General features: G+C 62.7%; 12 protein-coding genes and 1 pseudogene. 7 read left to right on the top strand and 6 right to left on the bottom strand.

The features are described 5' to 3' along the window. The first annotated feature begins 24 nt into the window (after positions 1–24). Together F2982_RS04000 and F2982_RS03995 are read left to right on the top strand one after the other, a co-directional pair. A complete protein-coding gene (locus tag F2982_RS04000) occupies positions 25–1,383 on the top strand; it encodes an EAL domain-containing protein (RefSeq protein ID WP_112719129.1) in 1,359 nt (452 codons plus the stop codon). Positions 1,384–1,481: 98 nt separating this feature from the next. Next, a complete protein-coding gene (locus tag F2982_RS03995) occupies positions 1,482–3,527 on the top strand; it encodes an NADH:flavin oxidoreductase (protein WP_203429302.1) in 2,046 nt (681 codons plus the stop codon). 71 nt (positions 3,528–3,598) lie between these two features. Here F2982_RS03995 and F2982_RS03990 read toward each other — a convergent pair. The 5 genes and pseudogenes from F2982_RS03990 to F2982_RS03970 all read right to left on the bottom strand — a co-directional run bounded on the left by F2982_RS03990 (position 3,599) and on the right by F2982_RS03970 (position 7,688). Next, positions 3,599–4,215, bottom strand: a pseudogene (locus tag F2982_RS03990) (PRC-barrel domain-containing protein). A 243-nt stretch (positions 4,216–4,458) separates the two neighbouring features. After that, positions 4,459–5,349 (bottom strand): SMP-30/gluconolactonase/LRE family protein, encoded by an 891-nt coding sequence (locus tag F2982_RS03985; protein WP_112719126.1) that lies wholly within the window; start codon positions 5,347–5,349, stop codon positions 4,459–4,461. A 5-nt stretch (positions 5,350–5,354) separates the two neighbouring features. After that, positions 5,355–5,987: a 2-dehydro-3-deoxy-6-phosphogalactonate aldolase gene (locus F2982_RS03980; RefSeq protein WP_112719125.1), complete on the bottom strand. Its 633-nt coding sequence runs from the start codon at positions 5,985–5,987 to the stop codon at positions 5,355–5,357. A 13-nt stretch (positions 5,988–6,000) separates the two neighbouring features. After that, a complete protein-coding gene (locus F2982_RS03975) occupies positions 6,001–6,918 on the bottom strand; it encodes a 2-dehydro-3-deoxygalactonokinase (protein ID WP_203429301.1) in 918 nt (305 codons plus the stop codon). After that, positions 6,918–7,688, bottom strand: a complete 771-nt coding sequence (locus tag F2982_RS03970; RefSeq protein WP_203429300.1) for an SDR family oxidoreductase — start codon at positions 7,686–7,688, stop codon at positions 6,918–6,920. The genes F2982_RS03975 and F2982_RS03970 overlap by 1 nt, the downstream gene beginning before the upstream one ends. Before the next feature lie 111 nt (positions 7,689–7,799). Between F2982_RS03970 and F2982_RS03965 the strand changes: the two genes are divergently transcribed. Then, a complete protein-coding gene (locus F2982_RS03965) occupies positions 7,800–8,594 on the top strand; it encodes an IclR family transcriptional regulator (RefSeq protein ID WP_203429299.1) in 795 nt (264 codons plus the stop codon). A gap of 227 nt (positions 8,595–8,821) precedes the next feature. Continuing rightward, positions 8,822–9,550, top strand: coding sequence for an autoinducer binding domain-containing protein (locus F2982_RS03960; protein ID WP_112719121.1), 729 nt, complete (start codon positions 8,822–8,824; stop codon positions 9,548–9,550). A gap of 45 nt (positions 9,551–9,595) precedes the next feature. Here F2982_RS03960 and F2982_RS03955 read toward each other — a convergent pair whose 3' ends face one another. After that, positions 9,596–10,570: a small ribosomal subunit Rsm22 family protein gene (locus F2982_RS03955; RefSeq protein WP_203429298.1), complete on the bottom strand. Its 975-nt coding sequence runs from the start codon at positions 10,568–10,570 to the stop codon at positions 9,596–9,598. 477 nt (positions 10,571–11,047) lie between these two features. Here F2982_RS03955 and apbC point away from each other — a divergent pair, with 477 nt between their 5' ends. The 3 genes from apbC to F2982_RS03940 all read left to right on the top strand — a co-directional run bounded on the left by apbC (position 11,048) and on the right by F2982_RS03940 (position 15,530). Continuing rightward, positions 11,048–12,217, top strand: coding sequence for an iron-sulfur cluster carrier protein ApbC (apbC, locus tag F2982_RS03950; RefSeq protein ID WP_112719119.1), 1,170 nt, complete (start codon positions 11,048–11,050; stop codon positions 12,215–12,217). A gap of 417 nt (positions 12,218–12,634) precedes the next feature. Continuing rightward, positions 12,635–13,612 carry a magnesium transporter CorA family protein gene (locus F2982_RS03945; protein WP_203429297.1) on the top strand — a complete coding sequence of 326 codons (978 nt, stop codon included), beginning with the start codon at positions 12,635–12,637 and terminating at the stop codon, positions 13,610–13,612. 19 nt (positions 13,613–13,631) lie between these two features. Next, positions 13,632–15,530 (top strand): potassium transporter Kup, encoded by a 1,899-nt coding sequence (locus F2982_RS03940; protein ID WP_203429296.1) that lies wholly within the window; start codon positions 13,632–13,634, stop codon positions 15,528–15,530. Positions 15,531–15,634: the final 104 nt, after the last annotated feature.

The following is a 15,634-nucleotide window of genomic DNA, read 5'->3' as shown; positions in this document are numbered from 1 at the left end:
GGGAGTGAAATCTCAGGTCAAAATATGAAACCGGTGGACGTACCTTTTATGCCCGTGAGCCAGAATGAGCTCCAGGCCATGGCCTATACCGATCCGTTGACCGGACTCGGTAATCGCCATCGTATGCGCGACCGGGTCACCCAGATTTCGGCCGAGCGCGCCAACGATCCGGCGCCGTTCACCATCGGCATCGCCAATCTCGATTCCTTCAAGCCTATCAATGACCTGTTCGGATCCGCCGCCGGCGACGAGATCCTCTGCCAGGTCGCTCACCGCCTGAAGGCCTGCATCCCCGACGGCGCGCTTGTGACGCGCCACGATGGCGATGAGTTCGCCTTCGTCCTGCCGCTGATCTTCGAGCGTGCGAGTGCCGAAAAATTCGGCCAGATGATCCGCGAAGTGCTGTCGGCACCCTATGATCTCGGCGACCGGAACGTGCGCCTCTCTGCATCCTTCGGTTTTGCAATCTATCCGTTTGCCGGCGAGGAGTTCGACGAGCTCCTGAAGAGCGCCGAGACCGCGCTCTACCGTTCCAAGCGCCGCGGCCGCAGCCAGATCACCGTCTATTCGCGCGAGATCGCGCAGGAGATGAAGCGGGCGACGCAGCTGGAGCAGGCGCTCAGAAACGCCATCATCTCGGATGCGATCGACGTGCACTTCCAGCCGATCGTTTCGCTTGCCAACAATCAGGTCGTCGGTTTCGAGGCGCTCGCCCGCTGGAATGATCCGGATCTCGGCTTCGTCTCGCCGGGCGTCTTCGTGCCGCTCGCCGAAGAGCGCGGCTTTATTGACGCACTATCTGAAACGTTGCTGCGCAAGGCTGCGGAGGCCGCACTTTCCTGGCCGCGCGAGCTTTTCCTCTCCTTCAACCTGTCCTCGGCGCAGCTGATGGACCCCGGCACCAGCGCCAACGTCCTCTCCATCCTCGGCCGCGTCGGTTTCGATCCGCACCGCCTGGAGCTGGAGATCACCGAAACCGCAGTGATGAGCTCCGCCGACACGGCACACCGCATCATCTCCGATCTGCGCCAGGCCGGCGTTCGCGTCTCGCTCGATGATTTCGGCACCGGCCAGTCGAGCCTCGGGCGCCTGCGCGACTTCATCTTCGACAAGGTGAAGATCGACCGCGCCTTCGTCTCGCGCATCAACAATGACCGTGCCTCCGAACATATCATCAAGGCGATCCTGACGATGTGCGAGGGCCTCGATCTCGAGGTGGTCGCCGAAGGCATCGAGGATTATTCCGAGGCCGTGAAGCTTCGCGCGCTCGGCTGCGGCATGGGCCAGGGCTACCATTTCGGCAAACCGGCAGACAGCATCGCCACGCTGCGCTTCCTGCACGAGAATTACGACTCGGCAGGCGCCGACCGCATCCCTGCATAAGCCGCATCGAGGCTAGTCCACGGCGTCATCAGACATTTCTATTTTAGCGCCGCTGCGCCATGATCCCCGCTTGCTTCGGCGCGAAAAGCGAGTGTCTCATGACGTCATCCAAAGACCCCTTGTTACAGCCCTTTCAGCTCAAGCATCTGACGCTGAAAAACCGCGTCATGTCGACGGCGCATGAGCCCGCCTATTCAGAAGACGGCATGCCGACCGACCGCTACCGGCTCTATCACAGGGAGAAAGCGAAGGGCGGCATCGCGCTGACGATGACCGCAGGCTCTGCCGTCGTCTCGGCCGACTCTCCGCCCGCCTTCGGCAATCTCCACGCCTATCGCGACGAGATCGTGCCGTGGCTGAAGAAGCTCGCCGACGACTGTCATGAATACGGCACCGCCGTGATGATCCAGCTCACCCATCTCGGCCGCCGCACCGGCTGGAACAAGGGCGACTGGCTGCCGGTGCTGGCGCCGTCGCCGATCCGCGAGCCCGCCCACCGCGCATTTCCGAAGGAAGCCGAGGCGTGGGATATCGAGCGCATCATCGCCGATTACGTCTCCGCCTCGCAGCGCATGAAGGAAGCCGGGCTCGATGGCATCGAGTTCGAAGCCTACGGCCACCTGATGGATGGCTTCTGGTCTCCGGCCACCAACCGCCGCGACGACGAATTCGGCGGCTCGCTCGAAAACCGCATGCGCTTCTCGCTGATGGTCACCGATGCGGTGCGAAAGACCGTCGGCCCCGATTTCATCGTCGGCATCCGCATGGTGGCGGACGAAGATTGGGAGAAGGGTTTTTCACGCGAAGAGGGGATCGAGATCGCTCGCCGCCTCGTGGCATCCGGCGGCGTCGATTTCCTGAACATCATCCGCGGCCATATCGATCACGATGCCGATCTCAACAACGTCATCCCGATCCAGGGCATGGCCGCGTCGCCGCATCTGGATTTCGCCGGCGAGGTCAGGGCCGCGACCCGCTTCCCGGTGTTCCACGCCGCCCGTATCGCCGATATCGCCACCGCCCGCCATGCGATTGCCGAAGGCAAGCTCGACATGGTCGGCATGACCCGCGCCCACATCGCCGATCCGCATATCGTGCGCAAGGTGATGGCGGGCGAGGAGGCGCGCATCCGCCCCTGTGTCGGCGCCACCTACTGTCTCGACCGCATATATGAAGGCGGCGAGGCACTGTGCATCCACAATGCCGCAACCGGCCGCGAGGCCGAGATGCCGCATGAGATCGAGAAGGCAGCGGCCAAAAGGAAGGCCGTCGTCATCGGCGCCGGTCCCGCGGGCCTGGAGGCGGCCCGCGTGCTCGCCGAGCGCGGCCACAGCGTCGATGTGCTGGAGGCAACCGGCAAGGCCGGCGGCCAGATCAACCTGCTCACCCGCAATCCGCGCCGCAAGGAAATGATCGGCATCATCGACTGGCGGCTGGAAGAGCTCGAGCGCCTCGGCGTCGCCATCCATTACGATGTCTATGCCGGTGCCGATGAAGTCCTGGAATTCTCTCCCGATCTCGTCGTCGTCGCCACGGGCGGCATTGCCCAGTCGCCGGAGCTGGAGGCAGGCGAGGAGCTGGTCACCTCGTCCTGGGATATTCTTGCCGGCGCCGTAAAGCCCGAGAGTTCGGTCCTGCTCTTCGACGACAATGGCGGCCATCAGGGCATGTCGGCCGCCGAGGTCATCGCCAATGGCGGCGCCGATCTGGAGCTCGTCTCGCCCGAACGCTTCTTCGCCCCCGAAATGGGCGGCATGAACCATGTGCCCTATGCCAAGACCTTCGCCGAGAAGGATGTTCGCGTCACCATCAACACCCGGCTGAAATCGGTCCGCCGCGACGGCAACGGCCTGGTCGCCGTTCTCGGCTCGGATTATGCCGGTGCGGTAACGCGCGAGCGGCGTGTGGCCCAGGTCGTCGTCGAGCACGGCACCATGGCCAATGCCGATCTCTATCTGGAGCTGAAGCCGCTGTCGCGAAACCTGGGGGCGGTCGACTACGCATCGCTCATCGCCCGCAAGCAGCCTATCCCGGTCAAGAACGCCGAGGCCGCCTTCGACCTGATCCGCATCGGCGACGCCGTCTCCAGCCGCAATGTTCACGCGGCGATCTACGACGCGCTGCGCTTCTGTTCGCTGCTCTAGAAACAGGAATGGCGGCGCCCCGAAGGGCGCCGCCATCTACGCTATACTCCCGTGCGGTTTCCCGCCCGGTATTACTTGGTGGTGGTCGAGCCGGTTGCCGTCGAGTCGGTCGGCATCGTGCCACCCGTTGCGGCCGGAGCCTTTTCGGCTGCCTGCATCTGCAGGGTCTTGAACTCCGGTGCAGCCTTCAGGCTGTCGGCCGTTTCCGTGGTCGTCAGCTTGACGCTGCCGTCCTGGGTGTTCTGGGCGACGGTGATCTTTTCCATCGGCACGGCGACGTTCTTCTGGCCGATACCAAGGAAGCCGCCGACACCGACCACGGCAGCAACGAGGCCACCATCCTTTTTCATGATCAGGTCGGTGACGTTACCGATGCTTTCGTTCTGACCGGTATAGACCGACTGGCCGATATAGGTGTTGGCGCTGACCTGATCTGCACCCTGTTCGGTGAGATAGGTGCCGCCACCGGCCTGTGCAGTGTCAGTGGACGCTGCAGGCGCCGGAGCCTGGGCTGCGTCACCGGCCGGAGCCGTCGCATCAGGCATCTTCGGTGCCGTCGCATCGGCCGGAGCCGACTGGGTAGCGCCCGGGCCGCGGGCTGCGGAGCACTCTGCGAGAATGCCACCGGTGCGAAAGCCGTGGCAAACAGGGCGCCAGCAGCAACGGTCGTCAGGAGTTTGCGTGTCATTTCGAACCTACCTTTGTGTTCCCTAGTGTGATCTCTAGCGCGGCTGCCGCTTCTGTTCGGGCGTCTCTGCCGTGCCGGTTCGAAAGGGAAAATGGGTGGGTAGGCTATTGGTTCCTCTCAAAAATCTCTAAAATTTCGCGATTTTTCGGGAACATTTATCGCATCGGCTGCAGAATTCTGCCGCCGGAATAGAAAAAGGGCACTCGCGCCGGGAATGCCCTTCGTCAACGTTTCTGACCCGTTTCAGATCACAAAAGCAGGGTCGAACACGCCCTTGACGGCAACGCCGAGTTCCAGAAGTGCACCGGCCTGCGGTTGCGTGGAGCGGGCCGTCTCGTCGAGACCTTCCCAAGCGGTCGTCACTGCCAGCCGGTCCGCGTCCTTGCCGATGAAGGCGGGGCAGGAGGGCTGGGCGGCCGGCACCTTGTAGCGGGCGATCCGCAATCCGTCCGGGCTGTAGCGGTCGACGACACCGGCGCCCCAGCGGGCGTTCCAGATATAGCCGTCGGCATCGCAGACCGAGCCGTCGATGCCACCCGGATCTTCCATGCTGTCGACCATGACGATCGGCTCGCCGGAGGGCAGGCCGGTCTGCGGATCGACCATCACCCGCATCAGGCGGCTGATCCGCGTATCGGTGTAGTAGCCGATCGTGCCGTCGGGCGAGAAGCAGATCGAGTTCGGAATGCTGATCCCGGCAAAAATCTTGGTGACCTTGCCGCCGGAGGCGACGTGATAGATCGAGCCCGCCTGGTTCTCGGCGCGCTTGCTCATCGTGCCGATCCACAGCGCGCCCGAGGGATGCGTGCGCCCGTCGTTGGAGCGGTTCTCCGGCATGTCGTTTTCGAGCGCCGCATAGAAAGTGAGCTTGCCGTCGGCGACATCGCGCACGAACAGTCCTTCTTCGGTGGCGAGCAGCTGCCGCTTGCTGTCGATCCGCGCCAGAACGCTCGCCATCATCGGCAGCGCGTGCACTTTCTTCGCGCCGCTCGACAGCGTCAGTTCATGCAGTTCCTTGCCGAGGATATTGAACCACCAGACGGTATCGGTCGCCGGATCATAGGTCGGGCCTTCGCCAAGTACGGAATTGGTGTCGCAAAGTGTTTTGCCTTCAAACTCATAAATAGCGGTCATAATGCCTATGCTCCTACGGCTGCGTCATAGGCTAAAATGGTCGCCTTGGCGCGCTCGGCAACCTCTGCGGCAGTCATTCCCGGCTTGTAGATGCTGGTGCCGAGGCCGAAGGCCTTGATGCCGGCATCGGTGTATTCGGAGAAGTTCTTGTCGGAAACGCCGCCGACGGCGGCAATGACGAGCTCCGGCGGCAGGATGGCGCGGATCGCATTGATGCCCGACGGGCCGAGCACGCTTGCCGGGAAAAACTTCAGGCCGGTGGCGCCGGCGCGCGCTGCGGCAAGCGCTTCCGTCGGCGTGAAGACGCCGGGCATCGATACCATGTCATAGCCGCGGGCGCGGATGATGACGTCGGGCTCGACATTCGGCGTCACCAGCAGCTTGCCGCCGGCATTGTGCATGTTGTCGACCGCTTCGACCGTCAGCACGGTGCCGCCACCGATCAGCACGTCGGCAGGCGCCATCTTCGCAGCGATTTCGATAGACTTGAAGGGCTCCGGCGAGTTCAGCGGTATCTCGATCGCCTGCAGGCCGTTTTCGATCAGCGCGCCGACGACGCCAGCGGTTTCTTCCGGCTTGATACCGCGCAGGATGGCGATCAGCGGGCGCTTCATGGAGGGGAAAGGAATACGGTTCATGGCTTTAACTTTCTTACTTTGACCAGATAGCGGCAGCAGCGGCCGAGAGGCCGCGAAGAACGGCCGTATCGGCATCTATCGTCGTGAATTTAAGAGACAGGGACTTGAAGGCGGTTTCGTAAAGCGTCTGCAGGCGGCCGGAAGCGACGAGCGCGATCGGCGTATCGTTGGCGGCATCGGACAGCGCCCCGGCGATTTCGAGGCCGATCAGAGTGCCCGAAATCTTTGCCTGTGCCGCAGCCGGCGTCACGCCATGAAGCAACTGGCCGGAGCGGGCGGTGAAGAGCAGGTTCGTCGCCATCGCCGGCTGGCGGAAGGCGGCGGTGACGGAAGCCTTGAAGGCGGAGTTGTCGGCGGGCGACTGGTCGGCGCCGGCAACGGCATGCGACAGGATCGTATGCTTGGTGATCGCGTCGAAAAGCTCGCCGGTCATGAAGGTCGAGAAACCGATGACCTCGCCGTCCTGCACATGCACCCACTTGGAATGCGTGCCGGGCATGCAGACCGCCTGCGCGCCTGTGCTTTCAGGGCCGAGTGCGCCGAGCAGCTGGGTTTCCTCGCCGCGGATGACATCGGGAGATGCCTTGTCGCGCTGGGCAAGGCCCGGAAGAATGCGGATATCGCGGCTCTGGCCGGGAACGGAGACAGCGCCCGTCAGGATCGACGAGAGCGACGCCGGCATATCGGTGTAACCGGCTTCCACCCATCCCTGCTTGGCGCCGACCATGCCGCAGGCGATGACCGGCAGATCGGCCGGTGCCGAAACCTTGTCGAGATGCGCGGCAAGCACTTCGGCAAAGCCTGTCTTCGCCGCCACCGTCATGCCCTCGCTGCCGCGGCTTTCGCCGAGCACGCTGCCATCGTCGGCGATCAGCCAGAGCCGGAAACTGCTCGTACCCCAGTCAACCGCGACATATGCGGGTTTTGCCATCAGAAAATGCCTCCATCGACAATCATGGACTGCGCGGTCACTGCCGCCGCGCAATCGGATGCAAGAAATAGACCGGGACCGACGATCGCATCGGCGTTCAGCACCCTTTTCAGGCACTGTCGCTCGACGGTCTTGGCGATCCCTTCCTCGGTGAGCCAGAGCTTCATCTGCCGCTCGGTGACGATCATGCCGGGCAGGATGCAGTTGACGCGGATATTGTCCGGCCCGAGCTTGCCCGCCATGCTCTTCGTCAGGCCGATCACGGCGGCCTTGGCGGTGGAATAGGCCGGGAAATCGGGCATGTTCAGCAGAAAGGCGATCGACGACATGTTGACGATCGCCCCGCCGCCCGCTTCGCGCATCGAGGGCGCCACGGCCTGGGCGGTGAAGAACACATGGCGCAGATTGGTCGCCTGGTTGTTGTCCCAGTATTCGGGCGTCACCGTATCGAAATCATGCCGGTCGTCGCGCGCTGCATTGTTGACGAGAACCGTGATCGGCCCGGACTGCGCCACCACCGCATCGACGGTCTGGCGGATCGCTTCGATGTCGCGAAGATCGGCCTTGAAGAAATGCACGGGATGCTCGCTGTCGCGCGAAAGCCGCAGGGAAAGCGCGCGGCTCTCGTCTTCGGCGACATCGATGAAGGATACTTTTGCACCCTGTCGCGCGAAGCCCTCGACGATCGCCGCGCCGATGCCCGATCCGCCGCCGGTCACCAGAACCGTGCGATCCCTGAATTCCGGAAACTGTGCCGATACGCCCGTCACCGCATTCCTCCCGAAGTTCCATTATTTGGAACTTAATTTGACTATGTGGAATTATCGATTTACGCTGGCCTCTCTGTCAAGACCGCAGGCGGTCACAACGGTAGGCGATCGATGGCTCCGCGAAAAGGCACGGAAGGCGAAAACGACACCGGAACCCTCGGCAAGCTGATGGTTCTGCTCGATCTGGTGACCCATGCCGAAAGGCCGCTGCGCTTCACGGACATTTTGGCGCAGGCCAACCAGCCGCGCGGCACGCTGCACCGCCAGCTCGGTCATCTGGTGGAGGAGGGGCTGCTGGAGCTCGATGCCGACGGCCGCTATTCGCCGGGACTGCGCCTGCTCGATCTCGCCGCCCGCAGCTGGGCGAAGAACGAATTCCGCCTGATCGCCGAGCCGCATCTGCGCGCCTTGCAGGCGATGAGCGGCGAGACCGTCCATCTCGGCGTGCTGCGCGGTACCTCGATCATCTATCTCGACAAGGTGGAAGGCCAGCAATCCGTCCGTATGTATTCGCAGATCGGCAATGCCTCGCCGGTCTATTGCACCGGCGTCGGCAAGGCGGCTCTTTCCGTGCTCCCGGACGCCACCGTTGCCGCGCTTGCGGCCGCCATCCCGTTCCAGCGCTTCACCGAACACACGCTGGCTTCACCCGAAAGCCTGCTCGCCGAGCTTTCCGATATTCGCAGGGAGGGCTGCGCCTTCGACCGGGAGGAGCACGAGCAGGGCATCCGCTGCGTCGCCGCGCCGATCTGGACGGCCGATCACAGTCTGGTCGGCGGCGTCTCGATCACCGGCCCCGCCTACCGGCTGACGATGGAGCGGCTTGCCGAGTGGGCCGGCCCCGTCCGAGCGGCGGCCGAAAGCATCATGGAAGGCATGCGCATCCGGCTCGGCCCGCGCCGGTAACGCGGGCGTGATGGCTTCATCGGGTGGACGCAAAAGAAGAGCATGCTTATGATGAGGACCATATTGAGATTTGGTGGCGAATCACACCAACTGCGATAACTCGCAAAAGAGATACAAGCTTCGACCGGCCGTGCATTTTAAGGCCGGGAGACCATATTTTTTCAATAGGTTTAGCAATTTAGCAGCGCAGTTGATCTGAACCGCAAGCTCGGGAAGATGAAGAATAGATGGCCTTGTCTCAAGCATCCGATCAGACGGATGAATACGTCCAGGAGATAGCGGGTCTGAAGACCCAGTTCGATATCTTCCGTTTCATGAAGCGCGTGACGGATGCTTTCGGCAGCCGCGCCTTCATGGTTCTCAACCTGCCGCCGATTACCTCCTTCGAACTGCAGAGCACGACCGTCATTACCAGCTGGCCGGCCGAACTGCTGTCGCTCTACGATCAGGAAGGGCTGATGATGAACAGCCCGGTTCTGCGCCGCCTGCGCACCTCGTCTCTGCCCTTCTTCCATGACACGTCGAAGGGCTGGGTCCGCGACGACGGCAAGTCGGCGATGGTCGCCGGGCTTTTCGAGCGTTTCCGCATGGTGCGCTGCGCCTATTTCCCGACGCACGAGCCGTCAGGCCTGCGCGGCGCCGTCTCCTTTGCCGGAGATCGCGAGCCCTACACGCCGGAAGAGATGCGCAATCTCTCCTATATCGCCATCCACGTCTTCGACCGGCTGGCCGAGATCCGCAATCTCGACAACCGGCTGACCGATACGCTCACCGATCGCGAAGTCGATTGCCTGAACTGGACGGCCGCCGGCAAGACCAGCGCCGAGATCGCCGATATTCTCGGCCTCTCCGAGCATACGGTGAACCACTATCTGAACCGGGCGACGAAGAAGCTCGATACGGTCAACCGCACCCAGGCGGTTGCCAAGGCGCTGCGCATCGGCCTGATCAAGTAAGCTGCCGAAAAAATCGGCAGCGCGTCTCAAAGATGGGCAGCCGGATCAGCCGCTGTCCTTTTCCCGGGCATCGCCCCAATCCGCACGGCGGGCCCATTTGAAGGCGGCGCCGTCTCTCTTCGAATAAATCTGCTCGGCCGCGCTGCCATCCTCGCGGCAGAGCTTCAGCCGGATGACGCTGCCCGAACCCTGCGGCGGCGCAATGACGCGTGCCTCCGGCAGAGGCGAGGGGACGCGGCTGGCGGCGATGAAAATATACTTCTCGTCTTCCCAAGGCACGTCCGCATCCTTCACCAGCCGGTGGATTTTCGAGCGGGCGACGCGCCGCGAGAAGTGGCACCAGTCGGGCGCCACGATCGGACAGTCCTTGGCATGCTGGCAGGGCGCCACAATATGCGCGCCCTTCGACAGCAGCACGTCGCGCGCCGCCAGAATCCGCTCCCATCCCGCCGGCGTCCCCGGCTCGATGATCAGCAGCGTATCTGATGTCAGCGCCCACAGCTTGCCGATCGATGCGGCGATCTGATGCGGCTCGATCTCGTCCAGTACATAGGCGAGGGTGACGAGATCGGCCGGCGCGATGTCAGGCAAGGCCTTGATAAGATTGCCATCCAGCCAGGTGGAGGCAACTTCCAGACCTTCGGAAAGGCTTTTCCCGGTCTGCCGGATCGCCTCGCTTGCTTCGACCATCGTCGCCTGCTCGATATCGGGCCAGCAGTCGGCGGCCGCCCACAGTGCCGAGCCCGGACCGGCGCCGACATCGATGAGCTGGCGGGGTTCGAAGCCGGGCCGCACCTCGGCGATCATCTCCATCGCCGCGCGGATCGCCGCATAGGTGGCGGGCAGCCGTGCGGCGAGATAGGCCTGCGCCGCCAGCTGGTCGCTGATATGGAAGCTGCCGTCGCGAAGCTCCTGCCGGTAGCGGCTCGAAAGCCGCGCCGAGGCGCGCTTCAGCGCATCCAGCGGCTGGCCCTCCAGCATCGCTTCCACCCGTTCGCGCAATTGTCTCGGCAGTTCCATCGTCGTCGTCCGTTTCGGTTCCGCTGGCCATACAGCCGCGTACCGGCAAAGCCAAGCGCGGCACTTGGCATGCACCTTGCTTCTTATTTGGCAGAGGTCCAGAGGGGACTTTGAAAAGAGCGCTAAAAATGGCGCCGTTTCGGCCAGCCGCCGTCCAGCATTGTCGATGCGTTTCCTCATGCATCCGGTCGCTGGCGGCGGCTGTTGCTTTTTTGTGACGGCAGGTTCGGGATCATCGCCGCCCCCCAATTATTAGTGTGCTTTAGGCTCTGGTCATTTTGGGCCATTGCGCTAGGTGGGTCTGATCGCTTTGGTTTTCGGGGAGACCGTTGCGGCCATCTAGGCGAAAGCCTGGCGGACCAGATGGCCGCAACGGAATTCGATTGCGCGATTTCCGTTTCCCTCAATGCTGATTTCGTTTGGCGAAGGCGCAGCCCTCGACTATCTACGTGTCACAAAGATACGCGTGAGGAATGCATGACTGAGGTCACCAAGGAACAGGTTCTCGAAACGCTGAAGACCGTGCGCGGTCCCGATCTCGAACATAATATTGTCGAGCTCGGCATGGTGTCGGATGTCTTCATCTCCGACGGCAAGGTCTATTTCTCGATCACAGTGCCTGCCGAACGGGCAAAGGAGCTTGAGCCGCTGCGCCAGGCCGCCGAGCGCGTCATCAAGGAAATGCCGGGCGTCAAGGGCGCGCTGGTGGCGCTGACGGCGGACAAGAAGGCTGCCTCGGCATCTGCTCCCGCCGCCCGTCCAGCCGCCGCATCGCATGCCGGCCACGATCACCACGGCCATTCCCATTCGCACGCCCCGCAGACCCAGCAGCCGCGCTCCGGCAAGATCGGCGTCCCCGGCATCGGCGCCATCATCGCCGTCGCTTCGGGCAAGGGCGGCGTCGGCAAGTCGACCACCGCCGTCAATCTGGCGCTCGGCCTTCTCGCCAACGGCCTGAAGGTCGGCATCCTCGACGCCGATATCTACGGCCCGTCCATGCCGCGGCTCCTGAAGATCTCCGGCCGCCCGACGCAGATCGACGGCCGCATCATCAACCCGATGGAAAATTACGGCCTGAAGGTCATGTCGATGGGCTTCCTCGTCGATGAGGAGACCGCGATGATCTGGCGTGGCCCGATGGTCCAGTCGGCACTGATGCAGATGCTGCGCGAAGTCGCCTGGGGCGATCTTGATGTTCTCGTCGTCGACATGCCGCCCGGCACCGGCGACGCGCAGCTGACCATGGCCCAGCAGGTACCGCTCGCCGGCGCCGTGATCGTCTCGACGCCGCAGGATCTGGCGCTGATCGACGCCCGCAAGGGCCTCAACATGTTCCGCAAGGTGGAAGTCCCGGTTCTCGGCATCGTCGAGAACATGAGCTACTTCATCGCTCCCGATACCGGCACCCGCTACGACATCTTCGGTCATGGCGGCGCTCGCAAGGAAGCCGAGCGCATCGGCGTGCCCTTCCTCGGCGAAGTGCCGCTGACCATGAACATCCGCGAAACCTCGGATGCCGGCACCCCGCTCGTCGCCTCCGAGCCGAACGGCATCGTCGCCGGTATCTATAAGGAGATCGCTGCGAAGGTCTGGGCGGAAGTCGGCGGCCAGCCGCAGCGCGCTGCCCCGGCAATTGTCTTCGAATAGCACAAACGCGGTTTCGTGAGCGCGCGCCGCATACCCCAAATTGCGGGGGAAATGTGGTGAAACCGCGCAGTTCACGTAACACGTCTTGATTATTTCACCGCTTTCCGTCATATGCCCCGCCGTCGCCATGAGGGCGGCTTCTGCAGATGCTCGATGACGGCCGCCTTTTGCCCCAGGGTTCCCGGCCAGCCTGCATGTTCGGAGTTGACTTGTCGGTTGAAGGATTGGTGACTGCGATGCGGTTGAGCACAATGCGCATCCGGCAAATGGCCGGACGCAGCCGGAGTGGTATGAACTTTTTTTATCCGTTTCCGTTAGGCTACAGGGCAGGCGCTGCCCTATCGGCGGCCGCGTAATGGAAGGGCGTGCGATGATGGCGATCATGGCAAGGCGCGAACGCGGCTGGAGACCGGCCCGTTGATCACCGCCTATTGCTCCAATTGCAAATCCGTCGAGATTGGCGATCTGTCGCAGACCGCCGCATTTCCGGATGACGTCGTCTGGATCGACATGGTCGAGCCGACGCGCGAGGAGGAGCTCTACGTCGAAAAAGTGATCGGCATCGAAGTGCCGACCCGCGACGACCTCAAGGACATCGAACCGTCGGCCCGTCTCTATACCGAGGACGACGCCGTGTTCATGACCGCCTCGCTCGTCTGGCAGGCCGATACATCCTCTCCGACGCTGACCGATGTCGCCTTCATCCTGGCCGGCAACAAGCTGATCACCATCCGCTACGCCCACCCGAAATCCTTCAAGCTGTTCATCGCCGCCCTGCATCGCGTGCCCGAACAGTGGCGCAACGGCGCTTCCCTGCTTGCCAAGCTGCTCGAGACCATCGTCGACCGCACCGCCGAGATCCTCGAGCTTTCGGTCTCCCGCATCGATATCCTCTCGACCCATGTCTTCGGCGATCGCGCCAAGAAGGTCCGCAAGCCGTCGAACTATCTGGAAGAGAAGCTCCGCGACATCGCCGCCCATCACCGGCTGGTCAGCAAGGTGCGCGACAGCCTCGCGTCGCTGTCGCGTCTGTCGAGCTTCTTCTATGCGCTGCCGGCGGTGCAGCAGGACCAGGCCACCAAGGAACTCTGCCGCACCGTGTCGCGCGATATCCAGTCGCTGAACGAGCACGCATCCTTCATCGCCGGCAATATCACCTTCCTGCTCGATGCTTCGCTCGGCCTGATCAACATCGAACAGAACTCGATCATCAAGATCTTCTCGATCGCATCGGTGGTGTTCTTGCCGCCGACGCTTGTCGCATCCATCTATGGTATGAATTTTGAATTCATGCCGGAATTGCATTTCGCGGCGGGCTACCCCTATTCGCTGGCCCTGATGGTCATCTCCGCCGTCATTCCGTTTTTCTTTTTCCGCTGGAAAGGCTGGCTCTGAGGAGCCTGTTTGTTACTTCATGTCCGACGAAAGTCATTCGCACGACAGCAACATGACGCCGCGCAAGCTCTTCTATCTTGCGCTCGGCTCCGTTGGCGTCGTCTATGGAGATATCGGTACCAGCCCGCTTTACGCCTTCCGCGAAGCGCTGAAGCCGGTGGCCCAGGACGGTCTCACGCGCTTTGAAGTCATCAGCCTCATTTCGCTGATGATCTGGGCGCTGACCATCATCGTCACCATCAAATACGTGCTGCTGCTGCTGCGCGCCGACAACGAAGGCGAAGGCGGCACGCTGTCGCTGCTCGCCTTGCTGATGAAGACCGCCAACGGCCACACGGCGATCCTCGTCGCCCTCGGCCTGACGGGTGCGGCACTCTTCCTCGGCGACGCGATGATCACCCCGGCACTGTCGGTTCTGTCGGCAGTCGAAGGTATCAAGCTCGTGGCGCCGAATGCCTCGCCCTATATCGTGCCGATCTCGGTGGCGATCCTGGTTGGCCTTTTTGCCTTCCAGTCACGCGGAACGGGCACCATGGCCCGCTTCTTCGGTCCGATTACCGCGCTGTGGTTCATCGTCATGGCGGTCGTCGGCCTGTCGCATATCTCCGACGACTACGGCATTCTCGCCGCCTTCAATCCCTACTATGCCGTCAGCTTCCTGCTGAACGAAGGCTTCTACGGCATCGTCGTGCTCGGCGCCGTGTTCCTGACGATCACCGGTGCCGAAGCGCTCTACGCCGACCTCGGCCATTTCGGCCGCCGTCCGATCCAGTGGGCCTGGTTCGCGCTCGTCTTCCCGGCGCTGACGCTGAACTATCTCGGCCAGGGCGCGCTCGTGCTCGGCAATCCGGAGGCGATGTCCGATCCGTTCTATCTGATGTTCCCGAAATGGGCGCTGCCCTTCGGCGTCGTGCTCGCCACCTGCGCCACCATCATTGCCAGCCAGGCCGTCATCACCGGCGCCTTCTCGCTGGTGCGCCAGGCGATCAACCTTGGCTTCCTGCCGCGCATGGAAATCCTCTTCACCTCGGAAACCAATACCGGGCAGATCTTCCTGCCGTCGGTCAACGCCATCCTCTTCCTCGGCGTCATGTTCCTGGTGATCACCTTCAAGACCTCGGATGCGCTGGCAACGGCCTATGGCATCTCGGTCACCGGCGCGATGGTCGTCACCACCATCATGGCCTTCGAGTTCGTCCGCACCCGCTGGAACTGGTCGATCCTGGTTGCCTCGATCGTGCTTTTGCCGCTGCTGGCGCTTGAACTGATCTTCCTCGGCGCCAACCTGCTCAAGATTCACGACGGCGGTTACATCCCGATCCTGATCGCCAGCGCCTTCATCGTCATCATGTGGACCTGGCGCCGCGGCACCGGCATTCTCACCGAGAAGACCCGCCACACCGATATTCCGCTCGCCTCCTTCGTCAGCTCGATCGAGCGCAAGAGCGATCACTCACCGGCCCATGTTCCGGGCACCGCGATCTTCCTGACCAGCGATCCGGAATCCGCGCCCGCTGCACTGCTTCACAATCTGAAGCATAATCACGTTCTGCACGACAAGAACGTCATCCTGACGATCCGCACCGTCAACAAGCCGCGCGTTCCGAGCATCGACCGCTACAAGGTCGAGCCGATTTCCGAGCGCTTCTCGCGCGTCGAACTGCAGTTCGGCTTCATGGAAACCCAGAACGTCTCGCAGGCGCTCGCCACTCTGCGCAAGACCGGGCTGAAGTTCGACATCATGTCGACCTCCTTCTATCTCGGCCGCCGCAAGCTGGTTCCCGATGCGAAGTCGGGCATGCCTTACTGGCAGGACCGTCTCTATATCGCGCTCGCCAATGCGGCCGCGAACCCGTCGGACTATTTCCGCCTGCCGGCCAACCGTGTGGTCGAGCTCGGATCGCACGTCATCATCTGACGCGACGCAAAGACATCTTTCAAAGCCCGGCCATCGCGTCGGGCTTTTTGCGTTTCGCTATATGAAAAAATGCTCATGGGAGATTCTGGGACGGCAAATTAACC

Source organism: Rhizobium sp. BG4 (genome assembly GCF_016864575.1).
Taxonomy (GTDB): Bacteria; Pseudomonadota; Alphaproteobacteria; order Rhizobiales; family Rhizobiaceae; genus Rhizobium.
Note: the sequence above shows the minus strand (reverse complement) of the source record. Positions and strands in the feature narration are given on the sequence as shown.